The organism is Shewanella chilikensis, assembly GCF_002836945.1.
In the GTDB taxonomy this organism is placed as follows: Bacteria; Pseudomonadota; Gammaproteobacteria; order Enterobacterales; family Shewanellaceae; genus Shewanella; species Shewanella chilikensis.
Map to the genome: position 1 here is coordinate 1 of NZ_NIJM01000036.1, position 16,636 is coordinate 16,636.

General features: G+C 53.3%; 14 protein-coding genes. 3 read left to right on the top strand and 11 right to left on the bottom strand.

Annotated features, from left to right (window positions below):
- The first annotated feature begins 140 nt into the window (after nt 1–140).
- Nucleotides 141–632, top strand: coding sequence for a YciI family protein (locus CX651_RS13635; RefSeq protein ID WP_229839774.1), 492 nt, complete (start codon nt 141–143; stop codon nt 630–632).
- A 41-nt stretch (nt 633–673) separates the two neighbouring features.
- On the opposite strand, the gene CX651_RS13640 is transcribed toward CX651_RS13635, so the two are convergent.
- The 10 genes from CX651_RS13640 to ubiG all read right to left on the bottom strand — a co-directional run bounded on the left by CX651_RS13640 (nt 674) and on the right by ubiG (nt 11,163).
- Nucleotides 674–1,639: a hypothetical protein gene (locus CX651_RS13640; RefSeq protein ID WP_101056492.1), complete on the bottom strand. Its 966-nt coding sequence runs from the start codon at nt 1,637–1,639 to the stop codon at nt 674–676.
- The gene (locus tag CX651_RS13645; RefSeq protein ID WP_167398138.1) at nt 1,639–2,859 is read right to left on the bottom strand and encodes a glycosyltransferase family 4 protein; all 1,221 of its coding nucleotides are present in this window, start codon (nt 2,857–2,859) and stop codon (nt 1,639–1,641) included. Before CX651_RS13645 ends, CX651_RS13640 begins: the two co-directional genes overlap by 1 nt.
- Nucleotides 2,849–3,268 (bottom strand): hypothetical protein, encoded by a 420-nt coding sequence (locus CX651_RS13650; protein ID WP_101056494.1) that lies wholly within the window; start codon nt 3,266–3,268, stop codon nt 2,849–2,851. The genes CX651_RS13645 and CX651_RS13650 overlap by 11 nt, the downstream gene beginning before the upstream one ends.
- Nucleotide 3,269: 1 nt before the next feature.
- Nucleotides 3,270–4,127 (bottom strand): hypothetical protein, encoded by an 858-nt coding sequence (locus tag CX651_RS13655; protein ID WP_101056495.1) that lies wholly within the window; start codon nt 4,125–4,127, stop codon nt 3,270–3,272.
- A 44-nt stretch (nt 4,128–4,171) separates the two neighbouring features.
- A complete protein-coding gene (locus CX651_RS13660; RefSeq protein ID WP_101056496.1) occupies nt 4,172–5,413 on the bottom strand; it encodes a glycosyltransferase family 4 protein in 1,242 nt (413 codons plus the stop codon).
- A 98-nt stretch (nt 5,414–5,511) separates the two neighbouring features.
- On the bottom strand, nt 5,512–5,847 hold the full coding sequence (yfaE, locus tag CX651_RS13665) for a class I ribonucleotide reductase maintenance protein YfaE (RefSeq protein ID WP_165565095.1): 336 nt from the start codon (nt 5,845–5,847) through the stop codon (nt 5,512–5,514).
- Nucleotides 5,816–6,946, bottom strand: a complete 1,131-nt coding sequence (gene nrdB, locus CX651_RS13670) for a class Ia ribonucleoside-diphosphate reductase subunit beta (RefSeq protein ID WP_025010421.1) — start codon at nt 6,944–6,946, stop codon at nt 5,816–5,818. Before nrdB ends, yfaE begins: the two co-directional genes overlap by 32 nt.
- A 59-nt stretch (nt 6,947–7,005) precedes the next feature.
- On the bottom strand, nt 7,006–9,294 hold the full coding sequence (nrdA, locus tag CX651_RS13675; protein WP_101056498.1) for a class 1a ribonucleoside-diphosphate reductase subunit alpha: 2,289 nt from the start codon (nt 9,292–9,294) through the stop codon (nt 7,006–7,008).
- Between the two features lie 479 nt (nt 9,295–9,773).
- A complete protein-coding gene (locus tag CX651_RS13685; RefSeq protein WP_101056500.1) occupies nt 9,774–10,448 on the bottom strand; it encodes an HAD family hydrolase in 675 nt (224 codons plus the stop codon).
- 4 nt (nt 10,449–10,452) lie between these two features.
- Entirely contained in the window at nt 10,453–11,163 is a 711-nt protein-coding gene (ubiG, locus tag CX651_RS13690; RefSeq protein ID WP_101056522.1) for a bifunctional 2-polyprenyl-6-hydroxyphenol methylase/3-demethylubiquinol 3-O-methyltransferase UbiG, read from the bottom strand.
- A gap of 357 nt (nt 11,164–11,520) precedes the next feature.
- On the opposite strand from ubiG, the gene gyrA reads away from it, so the two are divergent.
- A complete protein-coding gene (gene gyrA, locus CX651_RS13695) occupies nt 11,521–14,160 on the top strand; it encodes a DNA topoisomerase (ATP-hydrolyzing) subunit A (RefSeq protein ID WP_044734507.1) in 2,640 nt (879 codons plus the stop codon).
- A 60-nt stretch (nt 14,161–14,220) separates the two neighbouring features.
- On the top strand, nt 14,221–15,315 hold the full coding sequence (gene serC, locus CX651_RS13700; protein ID WP_101056501.1) for a 3-phosphoserine/phosphohydroxythreonine transaminase: 1,095 nt from the start codon (nt 14,221–14,223) through the stop codon (nt 15,313–15,315).
- An 86-nt stretch (nt 15,316–15,401) separates the two neighbouring features.
- Here serC and CX651_RS13705 read toward each other — a convergent pair whose 3' ends face one another.
- The gene (locus CX651_RS13705) at nt 15,402–16,598 is read right to left on the bottom strand and encodes an amino acid aminotransferase (protein WP_101056502.1); all 1,197 of its coding nucleotides are present in this window, start codon (nt 16,596–16,598) and stop codon (nt 15,402–15,404) included.
- Between the last annotated feature and the right edge of the window lie 38 nt (nt 16,599–16,636).

Genomic DNA, 16,636 nt, shown 5'->3' on the forward strand with positions numbered 1-16,636 from the left:
CGATTGTCTCTCATCAGAAGGATCGGTCAACCGATCCTTATCTGATCTACATTGCCGCCACGGCGGGGATTTTTTTGCTTTACTTATAACCTTATTGTCGAAAAGCGGACATACAAGGGCATCGGATTGGGGAGATATCAATGATGAAAACTACCATGGCGAGTTGCTGCGCGCTGGCGCTGTTGACCGGCTTGAGTTTAGTGGCAACCGCCGCTGATTCAGATAATCCGGTTTCCGTTGAAACGCCTGCCTATGATAAGGCTCTGGCCCATGCACTCGGTGCCGATCAATATGGTATGAAACCTTATGTAATGGCGTTTTTAAAGGCGGGTCCCAATCGAAGTGGCAGCAAAGAACAGCGCGCCGAGCTTCAAAGAGCGCACATGAGCCATATTCAGCGTTTGGCGCATGAGGGCAAACTCGTGTTGGCCGGGCCCTTTATCGATGGCGGCGAGTGGCGGGGGATTTATATCTTTGATGTTGCCAGTTTGGCTGAGGCTGAAGCCTTGACGGCCAGTGATCCTGCTGTTCAGGCCGGTAGCCTTATCATGGAACTTAAAGCCTGGTACGGCAGTGCGGCTTTGCTGGAGGTCAACCGTATTCACACTCGTATAGCCGAGTCACAGCCTTGAGTGACAAGCTCCGCTAGCACCACTATATGAGTATGAGCGTTTCAAAGTCGCTTGAGAATATCGTTCGGCACTGAGCTCAACCCGGGCGGCGGTAAAAAACCGCCCAAGCCGCGTTCGATACGCAGATGCTGCAAATCCAGCGCTCGGGTCAGGGGCACGAAGAGGGCGCCGGGATGCAGGATATATTCGCTCACCAGGTTGAAGCCGCCGCCACAGATAACCTTTTGATACTGCCAGCCAATATCTGAGGCCGGGTACAGCTGCAGCCGGGTTAATCCGGGTTCGTGCTCTTTGTTGGTGCAGTTGTTGAAGTCGCTCAGAGCACTCTTATCAAGGGATTTGCTATCAAGGGGGTTGCTATTAAAGCCTGCGTCGGCGCTTGGGTGCGGCGGCGCAATAATATCTATCTCTTCCCCCGCCTTTGTGGCGTGTTCAAGCAGCAAAGCCTGTTCGGCAAGGCTTCCCGAGTGGATCACCAGAGTCTGTTTAGGCTTTTCAAAACCATTTGGGGTTGCGCCTTTGGACTTGTCTTCGCCGAGTAATGGCAGCCAGAAGCGTTGGCCCGTTTGATTGGAGAGCGCCTGTTCCTGCTCCGGGGTTGGCCATTCACAAAACCAGATTTGCTGAAAACGGGGAATATGGGCAACGCGCTGGCGATAGACATTCCAATTGAGCAATCTGGCGATATAGACAAGTTTGCCAGGCAAGAGAATATCCCCAAGTTCGCCCCAAATGCCCCCGGGGAAGGCATCTATCAGCATGAGCCGACACTCTTGTTGCTTATTGAGCGATGCCAGTAACTGCGTGAGCCAAGCGCTGAGTTCGGCTCGGCTCTGAAGCCTGGGCGGCAGACTGATGTGTTGAATGCCCTTTGGTAGCAGCGCATCGACCGCTAATGGCAGCGGACTTGTGATCACCAACGCTTGCTGCGCCTTGATAAAGCCGAGCACTTTCAGTGCCCGGCTCAAGTGCCCGAGCCCGCCGCCGGGGGCGTAATAGATAAGCATCAGTGACTCGCCGTTTGAGCGACCAGTGTCTTGATGGCAGCCAAATAACGCTCGGCTTCAGCCTCGGCGCCGCATTGACTCAGTACCGTTTGGTACAAGGCCTGGCTCTTGGCAGCGCGAATCGAAGCCGTATCGGTTTGCCAATGCACCAACGCATCCAAAAGCGACTCCGCAGAAGTTGGATGAAACAGATAACCTGAGTCCGTTTGACCGCGGAGATTATGGGCCGCGTCACTGTCAGTCAAACGGCTTTCTAAGACATGCTTTTCGCGCTCATGCAGACTGTCGAAGATAAGATCGGCCATACCGCCGCAGCAGGCGCCGAGCACAGGGATGTTGAGCGCCGCCGCCTCCAGCAGCACATTGGGGGTTCCCTCATAGAAAGAGGGAATGGCGATAAGGTCGCATACCAGATAACGGCTTATCAGCTGATACCTGTCAAGAAACGGCTCCAGGGTGTAACTGCCCTCGGGCAGGGTCTGCAACAGCTCGGCGGCGCTTTCATCCAGCTCGCCAATCAACAACAGATGGCAGTTGTTTACCAAGGGGCTGCGTTTGAAGGTCTCGATAAAAAAGGCCAAACCTTTTTTCTCTTTCAAATGACCGAAAAGGCCAATCACAGGCTGACTGGGATTTTTCAGATTATTGGAACGCCAGGCTTTGGCTTGCTCTTTATCCAGCGGCAATGGCTGCCAACGTTCGCTATCCAGGCCATTACTCATGTTGTGAACTCTGACTTGCGGCCACAGGGCTTTGACCCGTTTTGCCTTGTCGGCGCTGACGGTCAATACCAGCGCGCTGGCTTGCAGCGTATCCTGCAGCACTTGATAGCGACGATGATCGAGAATACTCAAGTCAAAGTCGTTGCCGCGCAGCAATGTGATGAGCGGTAGCCCAAGCCAGGCGGCAAAGATGCGCCCGGCATGCATGGAGAAGGGATAGCCATAGGCAACGACAGCATCATATTCACCCTCCAGCTTGTGCCATAGAAGATTGAGCGAGTGCGCCGGGTTTGTACCCATGGGGAAGCTGTGATCGCAACCCTGCTCGGCAAAATAGCCGGTCTCCTTTTCCAGGCCGCCGGAGCGTAAATGATAAAGGGTGATATGTACCCCGAGTCGCCGCAAATGGCACACCAGTCTATCGCAGGATAGTGCCATGCCGCCTTTGGCCGGCGGGTAGTGTTGAGTCAGCCAGAGTAGCCTGGGGTTAGCTGTCATAGATATCCCGATATTCGTAATCCGGCAACTGCTCATCATCTTCGTCGACAGGGAGCTCAAAAGCGGCCAAGTCTTCGGCATCAAACTCCTTGTTGTAACTGCCGTGTTTGGTGTGCAGTTGATACCAGGCACTGCCGAGATACAGTTGCTTGAGGGCGAAACCGGCAAGCGGATCCTCAGGTTTAACGCCTTGTAGGCTCAATTGCTCATATTTGGTGCCTGAGCGCGGATCTTCATAGACTTCCTTGCCAACCTTCAAGGGTTTGGCGGCGCACTGAAAACACAGACAGGTTTTGGGATCCAGATGATGTTCGCAGACACTGGCTTGGCACTCACTGCAACTGCCAACGGCAGGTTGGCCGCAAGGGCTGAGGGTGAAAAAACCGATTTTTAGCTGACACTGACTCATATTATCCCCTGGCTCGAATACTGGTCTGTTGATAGGACTTGGCGATGGTTCTGAGAATATTCTCGGCATCCATCAAACGTGACTCACCGATAAATTTAAAGGTGGAGTTGGATTTCACCTTGGTGATGCCGTTTTGAGTCTGTGCCTTGCTAGTTGGTGCCAGTTTACCCTGGCGTAGATGATAAAATTCAGCATTCAGCGTCAGGCAGCTGCGAATGCTGCGCCGTCCCTTGTACTTGATCTTGGTTTTGACCTTGCCTCGGGTGTTGCGACGGGTGCGTTTACGACGACAGATAACATCATCCACCCGCAGTTGCAGCTCATTGCCGTCTTTGAGTTTGGCCCTGAATTGCAACAGTGGCACTTCAAAGTAGGCCAGTTGGGTGCTCTTCTCGGGCTTTTCGGTTCGGGCCGGCTTACGTTTATGTATGGAGTCGAGATCCAGTTTCAGCTGTACGCTGTTAGTCTCCATAGCCAATACCTGCATTAACTTGATAAGACCGGTGCGCACATTGTCGTTGACGTCCATACGGTTGCAGCTGTGAAGCAGTAATATCGAGGCCAGGGTCAAACCCACCAAGGCATACACCACCAGGTGAGGTACGGGCAGGAATATGCTGACAATAGTGAAACCTATTAACCAATTGCGGCTGCGGCGAAACTGGCGTCTCAATGGGCTGCCCATACGATCCAATCGGGTCAGGCGCTTGAGAAACAGTAACCAGTGCTGGGTCGAATGGGTTGCATCCAACTTCTTGGTGCGGATAAATTCCTGCTCCGCCGGGGTTAACTGCTTGAACACTTTGCGCATTCGCCAGTAGTGAAGCGGGGCGTTAAAAGGGTTTACGGCTGTTTCCATATCGTTTCCTTGACATTAAACAGGTGCTATTAAACGAGTAGCTATTAAGCGCTAGCTTGCATTGGGCCTTGGCTCAGCTGGTGATACAAGTCGCTGAGCTGAGCGCAGATCTGTTGCCATTGGAACTGCTCTGCCACCCTTTGTTGGCCCTTGAGTCCCAAGTCTTTGGCCTTGGCCGGTTGGCTGAGCAGCTCAATACAGGCTCTGGCGAGCTCGGAGGGCCTGGAGGGGGGAACCAAGAGCCCATGCTCTTCATGGGTTACTAGTTCACGAATGACCGGTAGATCCGAGGCGATAACTGCGGTGCCGCAAGCCATGGATTCGAGCACTTTCAAAGGGCAACATCCCTGAAGCATGTTGCGCCTGCAGGGCGTGAGCGGCGCCAAAGATGCGCTCGCGGCCTGAATTTTTTGCCTGAGACTGGCTTGGTCCAGCCCGAAATGCAGCGAAACACAATCTTCCAGTTCCATGGACTTGAGCCAGGCCTTTACCTGCCGGGCCTGGCGATTTTCGAGTGACAGGCAGAGATCCAGCCGGACCTCTAACTGCTGACGCACCAAGGCAAAAGCTTTGAGCAGATCCCTAAGCCCCTGCCAGCGCTGGGCAGCACCAAAATAGATGAGCCTGGGCAGACTCGCATCCTCTGCTTGCCTCAATGGCTCGGCAGGCGGCAACTCGGCGCCGTTTGGAAGATAGACTACTGGAGTGGTAGTGCGTTTTTCAAGGCCGGCAGCCGTGAGTTTTGATGGGGTCACAATCAGATCGGCACCATCCAGGCAACGCTGCTCCCAGGCGCTGATTTTGGCCAGGGTTTTTCGCGGCAGCGACAAGTGAATAGGCAGCTCTATGCTGGGCAGGGCATTGACCTCATAGACGAGCTTGAGCGCTGGATTGTCCTTGCGATGATCCAGTAAAGGCACCCCCGCCCAGGGGTCGCGAAACTGCGCCAATGTCAAGGTATCGCGATTTTGCCTGAGCAGTGCCCCAAGCTGATTGGCATAGTCCAGCGCCTTGGCAAGCACGTTATTGCCCGAGCTTGGGTTTAGCTGGTGCCTGACGATACTGACCTCACTGCTTACCTCGCTGGGATTGCTGCCGAGTGACAGGGTTTCCTGCTGCCAGGAAGGCATCTGGGGATCACCTTGCAGATAGAGCATACCAGGGGACTGGAAGGCAAACAGGGTTGACGCCATATAACGTATATGGGTCGAAGCGCCTTTGGGCAGAGGGTAGCGATCAAAAGCGCAATAAAGACTTTTGAATGAATAACTTGAGTCTGATTTCATAAGTCCGGCAGAGTACCGGAGTCAGGCAGGATTTACAACGAAAAAACGCTTGTTTGACTGTAGGATATCTGCCATTGACGGTGTTTTTTGCGCTTGTTTCAGGCCAAGTGTTTAACCCGCAGCAGCGGCATGTCGGCGCCTTCGCTGGAGAGATCCAAGTCCAGATCTTCCGTGGGTACACAGCAGCAGGGCAGGCATTCATCAGCCTTTAACTCGGCCAATGGCGTGGTCAGGTAAGTGACCGCGCCACTGCGCACCCGGGTCTTGCAGGCGCCGCAAAACCCGCTGCGGCACTCGGAAAAAATACTCACCTTACGGGCTTCGAGCGCTGTCAGGAGAGTCCTGTGCTCTGTGGTATACAGCAGCAGGGGCTCTCCGCGCAGCAGCACGATAGGGGCTTTGTTAAAGGTCAAAGTCGGAGAACTCATCGTCATCGACAGCCGAATCTATCTGGCCGACCAGATAGGATGACACTTCCACTTCCTGAGGCGCAACTTGCACGGCATCGCTCTCCAGCCAGTTTTTCATCCAGGGCAGGGGATCGCTCTGCTCACTGTATGGTGCACCCAGGTTAACCGCCTTCATTCTCTGATTGGTGATGAACTCCACATACTGGCAGAGAATGGTTTCGTTCAGGCCTATCATGGAGCCATCCTTGAACAGGTACTTGGCCCAGGCCTTTTCCTGCTCGGCGGCGCGCAGGAACAGATCGTAAGCTTCCTGCTGGCACTCTTTGGCGATTTCACCCATCTCAGGATCATCTTTACCACCCTGCATCAGGTTGATAATGTGTTGGGTCGAGTTCAGGTGCAAAGCTTCATCGCGGGCGATAAGGCGAATGATCTTGGCGTTGCCTTCCATCAATTTGCGCTCGGCAAAGGCAAAGGAGCAGGCGAAGCTGACGTAAAAACGTATTGCTTCAAGCGCATTGACCGACATCATGCACAGATAGAGGGCTTTTTTGATGGTGCGGGTAGTGACTTCAAGCGTGCGACCGTTGACGTCGAACTTGCCTTCACCATGCAGGTGATACAGCTGAGTCAGCTCGATAAGGCGGTCGTAATACTCGGCAATATCGCCGGCGCGCTTGAGGATCTCCTCATTGACCACTATGTCATCGAACACCACGGATGGGTCGTTGACAATATTGCGAATGATATGAGTGTAGGAGCGGCTGTGAATGGTCTCGGAGAAAGACCAGGTTTCAATCCAGGTTTCCAGCTCGGGCAGGGACACCAGTGGCAGGAAAGCCACATTGGGGCTACGGCCCTGAATCGAGTCCAACAGGGTTTGGTACTTGAGGTTGGAGAGGAAGATATGCTTTTCATGATCCGGCAGGGCGCCGAAATCGATTTTGTCGCGGCTGACATCCACTTCTTCCGGGCGCCAGAAGAAAGACAACTGCTTTTCGATCAGTTTCTCGAATACTTCGTACTTCTGTTGATCGTAACGGGCCACGTTAACCGCTTGACCGAGAAACATAGGTTCGCGGGTGGCATCGTTGGGGGTTTGACAAAAAATTGAATAAGCCATGATCTACTCTTTCCAAACAACGGGGCCACCTGGGCCCCGAACTTGTTACTTAATCCTGCTTAAATCTTGCAGGCGCCGCCGGCACAACCGTCGTCTTCCTTCTCGATGCTGGTAATGTCATCGAATTTGTCGGAAGCACCGTCCCGGGTGTTATGGTAGTAAAGGGTCTTGACCCCGAGTTTGTAGGCGGTCAACAGATCCTTGAGCAGCAGCTTCATCGGAACCTTGTTACTTTCAAACTTGGATGGGTCATAGTTGGTATTGGCCGAAATCGCCTGATCGACGAACTTCTGCATAATACCCACTAACTGCAGGTAACCGTCGTTGCCGGGCATCTGCCACAGCAGCTCGTACTTGTCCTTGAGCTCATCAAAATCGGGCACCACTTGCTTGAGCTGGCCATCTTTACTGGCCTTGACGCTGATAAGGCCGCGTGGAGGCTCAATACCATTAGTGGCGTTGGAGATCTGCGAAGAGGTCTCGGATGGCATCAGTGCCGACAGAGTCGAGTTACGCAGGCCATGCTGCTTGATATCGTGACGCAGAGCATCCCAATCCAGGTGCAGCGGCTCATCACAAATCTTGTCCAGATCCCGCTTGTAGGTATCTACCGGCATGATCCCCTGAGAATAAGTGGTCTCATGGAACAGCGGGCAGGCACCGAGCTCTTTGGCCAGATTCATCGAGGCCTTGAGCAGGTAGTACTGTATGGCTTCAAATGTTCTGTGGGTCAGGCCGTTGGCGCTGCCGTCAGAGTATTTCACCCCGTTCTTGGCCAGATAGTTGGCGAAGTTGATGACCCCGATACCCAGAGTGCGGCGGTTCATTGATGCCGTCTTGGCTGCAGGAATTGGGTAGTCCTGATAATCCAGCAGGTTATCCAGGGCGCGCACGGCCAAATCGGCAAGGCCTTCCAGTTCGCCCAAGTCTTTTATCGCACCCAGGTTCAGCGCTGACAGAGTACAAAGGGCGATTTCACCATTTGGGTCGTCAATATTGTTCAGTGGCTTGGTTGGCAGGGCTATCTCAAGACACAGGTTGGATTGACGCACAGGGGCCACTTCGGCGTTGAACGGACTGTGGGTGTTACAGTGATCCACGTTCTGTACATAGATACGGCCGGTGGAGGCACGCTCTTGCATCATCAGCGAGAAGAGCTCGACCGCTTTTAGGGTCTTCTTGCGAATGCTCGGGTCTTGCTCGTATTTCACATACAAACGCTCAAACTCGTCTTGATCGGCAAAGAAGGCGTCATACAAGCCGGGAACATCTGATGGGCTGAACAGAGTAATATTTTGTCCCTTGATCATCCGCTGATACATCAGTTTGTTGATCTGCACACCGTAGTCCAGGTGACGGATACGGTTGTCTTCAACACCACGGTTATTTTTCAGTACCAGCAGTGATTCAACTTCCAGGTGCCAGATAGGGTAGAACAGAGTTGCAGCACCGCCGCGAACGCCGCCCTGGGAGCAGGATTTCACCGCAGTCTGGAAATACTTGTAGAAAGGTAAACAACCTGTGTGGAAGGCTTCACCACCACGAATAGGGCTACCCAGGGCGCGAATGCGGCCGGCATTCACACCGATACCGGCTCTCTGGCTGACATACTTGACGATGGAAGAGGCCGTGGCATTGATAGAATCCAGGCTGTCGTCACACTCGATCAGCACGCAAGAGCTGAACTGACGGGTCGGCGTACGCACACCGGACATGATAGGCGTCGGCAAAGAGATCTTGAAGGTAGATACCGCATCATAGAAGTCTTTGACATACTGCAGCCGGGTTTCTTTCGGATAACGGGCAAACAGGCAAGCGGCTACCAGAATGTAGAGGAACTGGGCACTTTCGTAGACTTCATGAGTCACACGGTTTTGTACCAGATACTTGCCTTCCAGCTGTTTAACGGCGGCATAGGAGAAGTTCATGTCGCGCCAGTGGTCGATATAGCTGTCGAGTACGTCCAGCTCTTCACGGCTGTAGTCTTCCAACAGGTGCTTGTCGTACTTGCCCATGGCAACCAACTTGCTGATGTGATCGTACAGTTTTGGCGGCTCAAACTGACCAAAGGCCTTCTTACGCAAATGAAAAACAGCAAGGCGGGCGGCCAGGAACTGATAGTCCGGAGAGTCTGGAGAGATCAGATCGGCTGCGGCCTTGATAATGGTTTCATGGATGGCTTCGGTGGGAATACCATCGTAAAACTGCAGGTGAGAACGTAACTCCACCTCGGAGACCGAGACGTTGTTTAATCCTTTGGCTGCCCAGGTGATAACACGGTGGATCTTATCGAGATCTATCGTCTCGCGTGCGCCACTGCGTTTGGTAACTGTCATAGTGCTATTCATTGAAGATAGGCCTTGGTTGTAATATCTGTGACAATGACGCGTCGGCGTCATTAAACCTTCCCTTGTAAAACAATCAACCGAACAGTTAACGACGGCGGCCCGAGTGGGCTCTGTTAACCGGGAGTTTTCAGTGCAAGACTAGTATGTTTGATTGCGACTGATACACAAGATATGGTGTTTTTCTATATCTTGGATAACAAGATAGTGAGGTGTGGCACTTTTTGCAAGCCTGAGTTTTGGGTATATCTTGTGGATATCTTGAGGATATTGATTGACCGATTCCGCAAAGCTGCATCATTGCTGGCGCACAGTCGTCATGGTCAAAAATCAAGCGATCTCACTCAAGGTGATCGACTGCTAAAATAAGCATCGATCCGCGATCCTGCGCAGATCCGGTCGGTTAAAGCAGCATCCGGACTGCGACTTTGATTAAGGCCTTGTCTTCCCGGGAAAACAGTGCCGATTTAGCGTTTTTCTTATCATTGTTGCCACAATGGCAGCGACATCACTGCCTGTGGATGGTTCAACTGCCAATCTGCGCCCCAGTCTGCCGGTTTATCGTCAGCCGCCAGATATCCCCACATAGCGATGGCAGAGGGCATATTGACCGCCTGCGCCGCGGCTATGTCGCGCTCGGCATCGCCAAGATAGAGAATACGTTCAGGAGCGCAGTTAAGCTGCTGAGCCCCCAGTAACATAGGAGCCGGGTGGGGCTTGCGATAGCGGGTGGTATCGGCACTGATCACCGCATTAAAGCGCTTAAGCAGCCCCATGCGCTCTAACAAGGGGCGGGTAAAACGCGCCGGTTTATTGGTGACAATCCCCAGCGGCATGGCTCTTGATAGGGCACTGTCCAGCAAGGCTTCTATGCCTTCAAACAAACAGGCTTTTTGGCCGTTGACCGCGTCATATTCCCTGAGCATCGCTTGCCGGAGATGCTCCTGCTCCTCTGCTGAGGCTTGGGGCACGGCGGCTTGCACCATGGCGAGCGAGCCGTGAGAGGCCAGAGTGCGAAGAAGTTTGCGCTTATCCTCTATCGAAACGCCACGGGATGCCAGTGCCAAAGCCAGCGCTTCGGTCAGGTCCTCGGCGGTATCCACCAAAGTTCCATCCAAGTCGAACAGAATCCCTTGAAACGGCAGCTTAGGCGTCATGGCATCAGTCCTGGCGCTGACAGGCAATCATATAGTTGACTTCAACGCTCTTGGTATAACTGAATACGCCACTCAAGGGATTGTATTTGATGCCAAGCGCGTCACGGCACAATAGTTCGGTGTGTTCCGCCATGGCGATCAACTCGGACGGGCGGATAAATTTGCTGTGGTCGTGGGTACCGGCCGGTAGCATTTTCAGCACATACTCGGCACCGAGTATGGTTTGCACCCAAGACATGATGTTGCGGTTAATGGTGGAGAAGAACACCCAACCTCCGGGCTTGACCATATCGCAACAAGCCTGGACCACAGATTGCGGATCCGGTACATGCTCGAGCATCTCCATACAGGTAACTGTGTCGTAATGTCCCTGATGATTCTGGGCATGCACTTCGGCGGTTTCCTGTAAGTAGTCTATGCTGACGCCGGCTTCCAGTGCATGCAGCCTGGCGACTTCCAACGGCTCAAAGCCCATATCCAGCCCGGTGACCTTGGCGCCGATGCGAGCCATGCTCTCGGACAGAATGCCACCGCCGCAGCCGACATCCAGTACCAGCTTGTCAAAGATACCGCCGGATTGAGCGTCTATATAATTAAGGCGCAGGGGGTTGAGTTCATGCAGTGGCTTGAATTCACCGGCAGGATCCCACCAACTGGCGGCCATACTTTCAAACTTGGCAATTTCCTGAGGGTCGACATTGGGTTGAGAAGACATATTCAGACCTGAAACAGCAATAATAAAGATGCGCCCATTATAACCATATAAGCCATAGGGAAGGGCAGCATAAATTGGCGCCTCAATGTGATCGATGGCACTAAAGGCTAAAAGCTGCACAAAATATCGGCAAGATTCGGTTTTTGATGATAAAAACAGCAACGGAACTCATGTCTATGACAGTGATATCAGCCCCGCTCGCGACTTGTATCATGCCCTTGGCGTTTTTGGCTGCAAAGGCGGCTTTAAGGACTTCCGACATTAAATAACTGTGTTAGAATGCCAAATCACGTTTGTTGGGCTCGACAATGACACGGATTACAAGTTGTCAGCTAATTTAAGGGGATCGAGCAGTTTATGACTGATCTGGCTTTATCAATTTCGCCAATAAATATTGAAGACGAACTAAAGAACTCCTATCTGGATTACGCCATGAGCGTTATCGTCGGGCGGGCATTGCCAGACGTACGCGATGGCCTCAAGCCGGTACATCGCCGCGTACTCTTTGCGATGAACGAGCTGAAAAACGATTGGAATAAACCCTATAAGAAGTCGGCACGTGTTGTCGGTGACGTGATAGGTAAGTATCACCCTCATGGTGACAGCGCCGTGTACGACACCATAGTGCGGATGGCGCAGCCTTTCTCGCTGCGTTACACCCTGGTGGATGGCCAAGGTAACTTCGGCTCCATCGATGGCGATGCCGCGGCGGCCATGCGTTATACCGAAATTCGTATGGAAAAGCTGGCGCATCAACTGCTGGCAGATCTTGAGAAAGAAACCGTCGATTATGTCCCCAACTACGACGGTACCGAAATGATCCCGGCCGTGTTGCCGACCCGGATCCCCAACCTGCTGGTCAACGGTTCCTCCGGTATCGCCGTGGGTATGGCCACCAATATTCCGCCGCACAACCTGACCGAAGTGGTTAAAGGCTGTTTGGCACTTATCGAAGAACCTGAGCTGTCTATCGAACAGCTGATGGATTATATCCCGGGCCCGGACTTCCCGACAGCCGCCATTATCAATGGCAAGAAAGGCATAGAGGAAGCGTACCGTACCGGTCGCGGCAAGGCGATTATGCGCGCCCGTGCCGAGGTGGAAACCGAAGACAATGGCCGCGAGCGGATCATTGTTACCGAGATCCCATACCAGGTGAACAAGGCTCGTCTGATTGAAAAGATTGCCGAGCTGGTGAAAGACAAGAAAATTGAAGGCATCAGCGGCCTGCGCGACGAGTCTGATAAAGACGGTATGCGTATTGTCGTTGAGGTCAAGCGCGGCGAAGTGGCCGAGGTGGTGCTTAACAACCTCTATGCCCAGACCCAGATGCAAACTTCTTTTGGTATCAACATGGTGGCCCTGACAAATGGTCAGCCCAAGTTGTTTAACCTTAAGGAGATGCTGGAAGCCTTTATTCTGCACCGCCGTGAAGTGGTGACTCGCAGAACCGTGTTTGAACTGCGTAAGGCCCGCGAACGCGCTCATATCCTGGAAGCCCTGGCTATCGCCCTGGCCAACATCGACCCTGTGATTGCGCTGATCAAGGCCTCGCCAACACCGGCCGAAGCCAAGGTAAAACTGGTGGAAACCGGTTGGCAGCTCGGCAACGTGCAGGGCATGTTGGAAAAAGCCGGTGATGACGCAGCCCGTCCTGAATGGCTGGAGCCGGAGTTTGGTATTCGCGATGGTCTCTACTATCTGACAGAGCAGCAAGCCCAGGCTATCCTCGAGCTGCGTCTGCACCGTCTGACCGGTCTTGAGCACGAGAAGATCCTCCAGGAATATGAAGAGCTGCTGGAGCTGATCGCCGGATTGCTGCATATCCTCAGAAGCCCGGAGCGTCTGATGGAAGTGATCAAAGAAGAGCTGGAAGAAGTGCTCGAGCAGTATGGCGACGAACGCCGCACCGAGATCAACGCTTCTGCCGTGGATATCAGCCTCGAAGACCTTATTTGCGAAGAAGATGTGGTAGTGACCCTGTCGCACTTGGGTTATGCCAAGTATCAGCCACTGAGCGATTACCAGGCGCAGCGCCGCGGTGGTAAGGGCAAGGCCGCCACCAAGGTCAAAGACGAAGACTTCGTTGAGAAGCTATTGGTTGCCAATACCCACGACACTATTTTGTGTTTCTCTGACTTTGGCAAACTCTACTGGCTCAAGGTCTATCAGTTGCCGCTGGCCAGTCGTCAGTCGCGCGGTAAGCCTATCGTTAACCTGCTGCCATTGTCCGAAGGGGAGCACATTACAGCGATTCTGCCGGTTCGTGAATACGAAGCCGACAAGTATGTCATCATGGCCACTTCCCACGGTACCGTGAAGAAGACATCGCTTATCGAATACAGTCGCCCCAGAGCCAACGGCATTATCGCCGTTAACCTGAAAGACGGTGATCAGTTGATTGGCGTTGACCTGACCGACGGCAGCAATGAAATCATGCTGTTCTCCAACGAAGGTAAGGTTGTTCGCTTTAGCGAAGATCAGGTGCGCGCCATGGGCCGTACCGCTACCGGTGTTCGCGGTATCAAACTCGAAGACGGTCAGGAAGTGGTTTCACTGATAGTGCCAAAAGAAGATGGCGCCATTCTGACAGTGACAGAGAACGGTTTTGGTAAGCGTACCGAGTTGAGTGAATACCCAACCAAGAGCCGTGCTACCAAGGGCGTGGTTTCCATCAAGGTCAGCGAACGTAACGGCGCCGTAGTCGGTGCGGTTCAGGTCGGCGACAATGATGAGATCATGCTGATCAGCGACAAGGGCACACTGGTGAGAACCCCAGCGGCCGGTGTTTCCATCATAGGCCGTAATACCCAGGGCGTGACCATTATCCGCACTGCCGGTGACGAGGCCGTGGTGGGTTTACAACGTATCGATGAAATCCAGTCTGATGAAGACGAAGTGGAATTCGATGAAAACGGCGAACCCATAGTGGCCGAAGCTGCAGCCGAGGATACTGAAGGCCAAGCGCCCGAAGCACCTGAAGCCGAGCAGGAATAACAGCATCAAGCATATCTGAGCGTCCATCTGGACGCTCTTTTTTTCAAGGAGAACAATGAAGTGAGCACGATTTATAATTTCTGTGCCGGACCAGCCATGTTGCCGGCCGCGGTAATGCAAAAAGCCCAGCAGGAATTACTGGACTGGCAGGGGCACGGTGTCTCCGTCATGGAGATCAGTCACCGCAGTCAGGCCTTTATCGATCTCACCAAAGCTGCCGAATCCAGATTACGCTCGTTGATGAATATTCCCGAAGATTATCATGTCCTGTTTATGCATGGCGGTGGTCGCGGTCAGTTCTCGGCTGTCGTGAATAATTTTTTGGGCAATAACGGCAGAGCCCTGTATTTGGAGAGCGGTCAGTGGTCAAGATCGGCCACGGCAGAGGCCAGAAAGTTGGCCGGAGATGACAGAATTGATAGCCAGAGCATTGTTGAAAAGGTCAATGGACTCAATAAAGTAACCTTGCCTAAGCTGGAAGGTGATAGTGGTAAGTATCGTTATGTGCACTATTGCCCCAACGAAACGGTAGATGGTATCGAAATTTTTGAAGAGTTGGAGTCTCCCTGGCCAATAGTCGCGGATATGTCATCCACCATCATGTCCCGTGAAATCGATGTCAGTCGTTACGGGCTCATTTATGCCGGGGCGCAGAAAAATATTGGTCCTTCAGGTTTGGCCATAGTGATAGTGCGTAAAGAGATGCTGGCTTTGCCGGCCATGCCACAGTCGTCCATCATGGATTATCGCTTGGCGGCCGAAAACGATTCCATGTTTAACACTCCCCCTACTTTTGCCTGGTATCTGGCGGCCGAAGTGTTTGAGTGGCTGCACCGAATGGGCGGTATCGAGGCGATGGCAGAGCTCAACAAGGCCAAGGCCGAACTGCTTTACGCCTGTATCGATGAACTGGACTTTTACCGCAATGGTGTGGCGGCGCAAAACCGCTCGCGGATGAATGTAACTTTCCAATTGGCCGATGAGTCGCTCAATGGTGAGTTCCTGAAAGAGGCGGAGGCCGCAGGTTTGGTGGCTCTTAAGGGGCACAGAATTGTCGGCGGGATGCGCGCCAGTATCTATAACGCCATGCCTTTGGCCGGCGTTGAGGCCCTGGTTGCCTTTATGCAGGCGTTTGCGGCCAAGCACAGCAGCTGAACCCCGGCGAAAAGCGCGTTATTGCAACAAGTTCCATAAAAAAGCGAATGCCGAGGCATTCGCTTTTTTCATCTCACTATCCAATTTTAACCTTGCAACACCTTGGCGATAGACTTGGCAAGGTAATCGACATTGCTATCGCTTATCCCGGCGATACTGATCCGGCTTGAATCCACCATATAGATACCGAACTCCTGCTTAAGTTGTTCAACCTGCTCGGGCGATACCCCAAGGAAGGAGAACATCCCTTTTTGGCGGGCGATAAAGCTGAAGTCCCGCTCGACGCCTATCGCCTTTAAACGCTCAACCAGGATGGCACGGTTACCGTTTATCCTGTCACGCATCACCTTGAGTTCATCCAGCCACTGCTGTTTGAGCTGATTGTCGCCGAGAATGGTTTCCACCAACGCCGCGCCATGTGCCGGCGGCATGGAGTAGAGGCAACGTACCACGTAAAGCAGTACCGACAAGGCTACATCGGCGGCAGCACTGCTGTTGGCTATGATGCTGCAGGCGCCGATACGTTCGCGATAAAGGCCAAAGTTCTTTGAGCAGGAGGAGCAGAGCAACATGTCTTCCACGGCGGCCGCCATCTTGCGAACGCCGTAGGCATCTTCCTCGACACCGTCACCAAAGCCCTGGTAAGCCATATCGATTAGCGGGGTAAAACCGCGTTTGACGGCGACTTGTACCACTTGGTCCCATTGCTCTTTGCTGAGATCCTGGCCCGATGGGTTGTGACAACAGGCATGCAGCAGCACAACATCGTTTTCCCCAAGGGTGTTGAGTTTGGCGAGCATTTCATCAAACTTCAGCGCCTTGGTGGCGTAGTCATAGTAAGGGTAACGCTCAACCTTGAGACCGGCCGCTTCAAAAAGTCCGCTGTGATTGGCCCAGGTAGGATCGCTGACCCAAACGGTTGCGCCTGGGCGACAACGTTTAATAAAGTCGGCGGCGACCCGCAGCGCGCCGGTGCCGCCGGGAGTGGATACGCTGCGAATGCGTCCGGCGTTCAGGGTAGGGTGCTGCTCACCGAATGCCAGCTCGGCAATGAGCCGATTGAAATCACTGCTACCGGCAGGGCCGATATACACCTTGGTGGTTTCTGTGGCGGTGCGGCGCTGCTCGGCAGTTTTAACGCAGTCGAGGATGGGGGTATTTCCCAAGACGTCTTTATAAACACCGACGCCCAAATCAATTTTTTCATGGCGAGGGTCGTCGCGATATTGGCTGAGCAGCCCAAGAATGGGATCGGCTGGCATCGCCTTGAGTGTGCTGAACATAGGGTTCCCTGGATTGAATACTGGTTGAAGAGGATTAG

Coding starts and splice junctions, on each gene's coding strand:
- yfaE (WP_165565095.1), bottom strand. CDS start 5,847: ATGACGATGAGTTCTCCGACTTTGACCTTTAACAAAGCCCCTATCGTG.
- CX651_RS13685 (WP_101056500.1), bottom strand. CDS start 10,448: ATGACGCCTAAGCTGCCGTTTCAAGGGATTCTGTTCGACTTGGATGGA.
- CX651_RS13640 (WP_101056492.1), bottom strand. CDS start 1,639: ATGCTTATCTATTACGCCCCCGGCGGCGGGCTCGGGCACTTGAGCCGG.
- nrdA (WP_101056498.1), bottom strand. CDS start 9,294: ATGAATAGCACTATGACAGTTACCAAACGCAGTGGCGCACGCGAGACG.
- CX651_RS13655 (WP_101056495.1), bottom strand. CDS start 4,127: ATGGAAACAGCCGTAAACCCTTTTAACGCCCCGCTTCACTACTGGCGA.
- CX651_RS13645 (WP_167398138.1), bottom strand. CDS start 2,859: ATGACAGCTAACCCCAGGCTACTCTGGCTGACTCAACACTACCCGCCG.
- gyrA (WP_044734507.1), top strand. CDS start 11,521: ATGACTGATCTGGCTTTATCAATTTCGCCAATAAATATTGAAGACGAA.
- CX651_RS13705 (WP_101056502.1), bottom strand. CDS start 16,598: ATGTTCAGCACACTCAAGGCGATGCCAGCCGATCCCATTCTTGGGCTG.
- CX651_RS13635 (WP_229839774.1), top strand. CDS start 141: ATGATGAAAACTACCATGGCGAGTTGCTGCGCGCTGGCGCTGTTGACC.
- CX651_RS13660 (WP_101056496.1), bottom strand. CDS start 5,413: ATGAAATCAGACTCAAGTTATTCATTCAAAAGTCTTTATTGCGCTTTT.
- ubiG (WP_101056522.1), bottom strand. CDS start 11,163: ATGTCTTCTCAACCCAATGTCGACCCTCAGGAAATTGCCAAGTTTGAA.
- CX651_RS13650 (WP_101056494.1), bottom strand. CDS start 3,268: ATGAGTCAGTGTCAGCTAAAAATCGGTTTTTTCACCCTCAGCCCTTGC.
- nrdB (WP_025010421.1), bottom strand. CDS start 6,946: ATGGCTTATTCAATTTTTTGTCAAACCCCCAACGATGCCACCCGCGAA.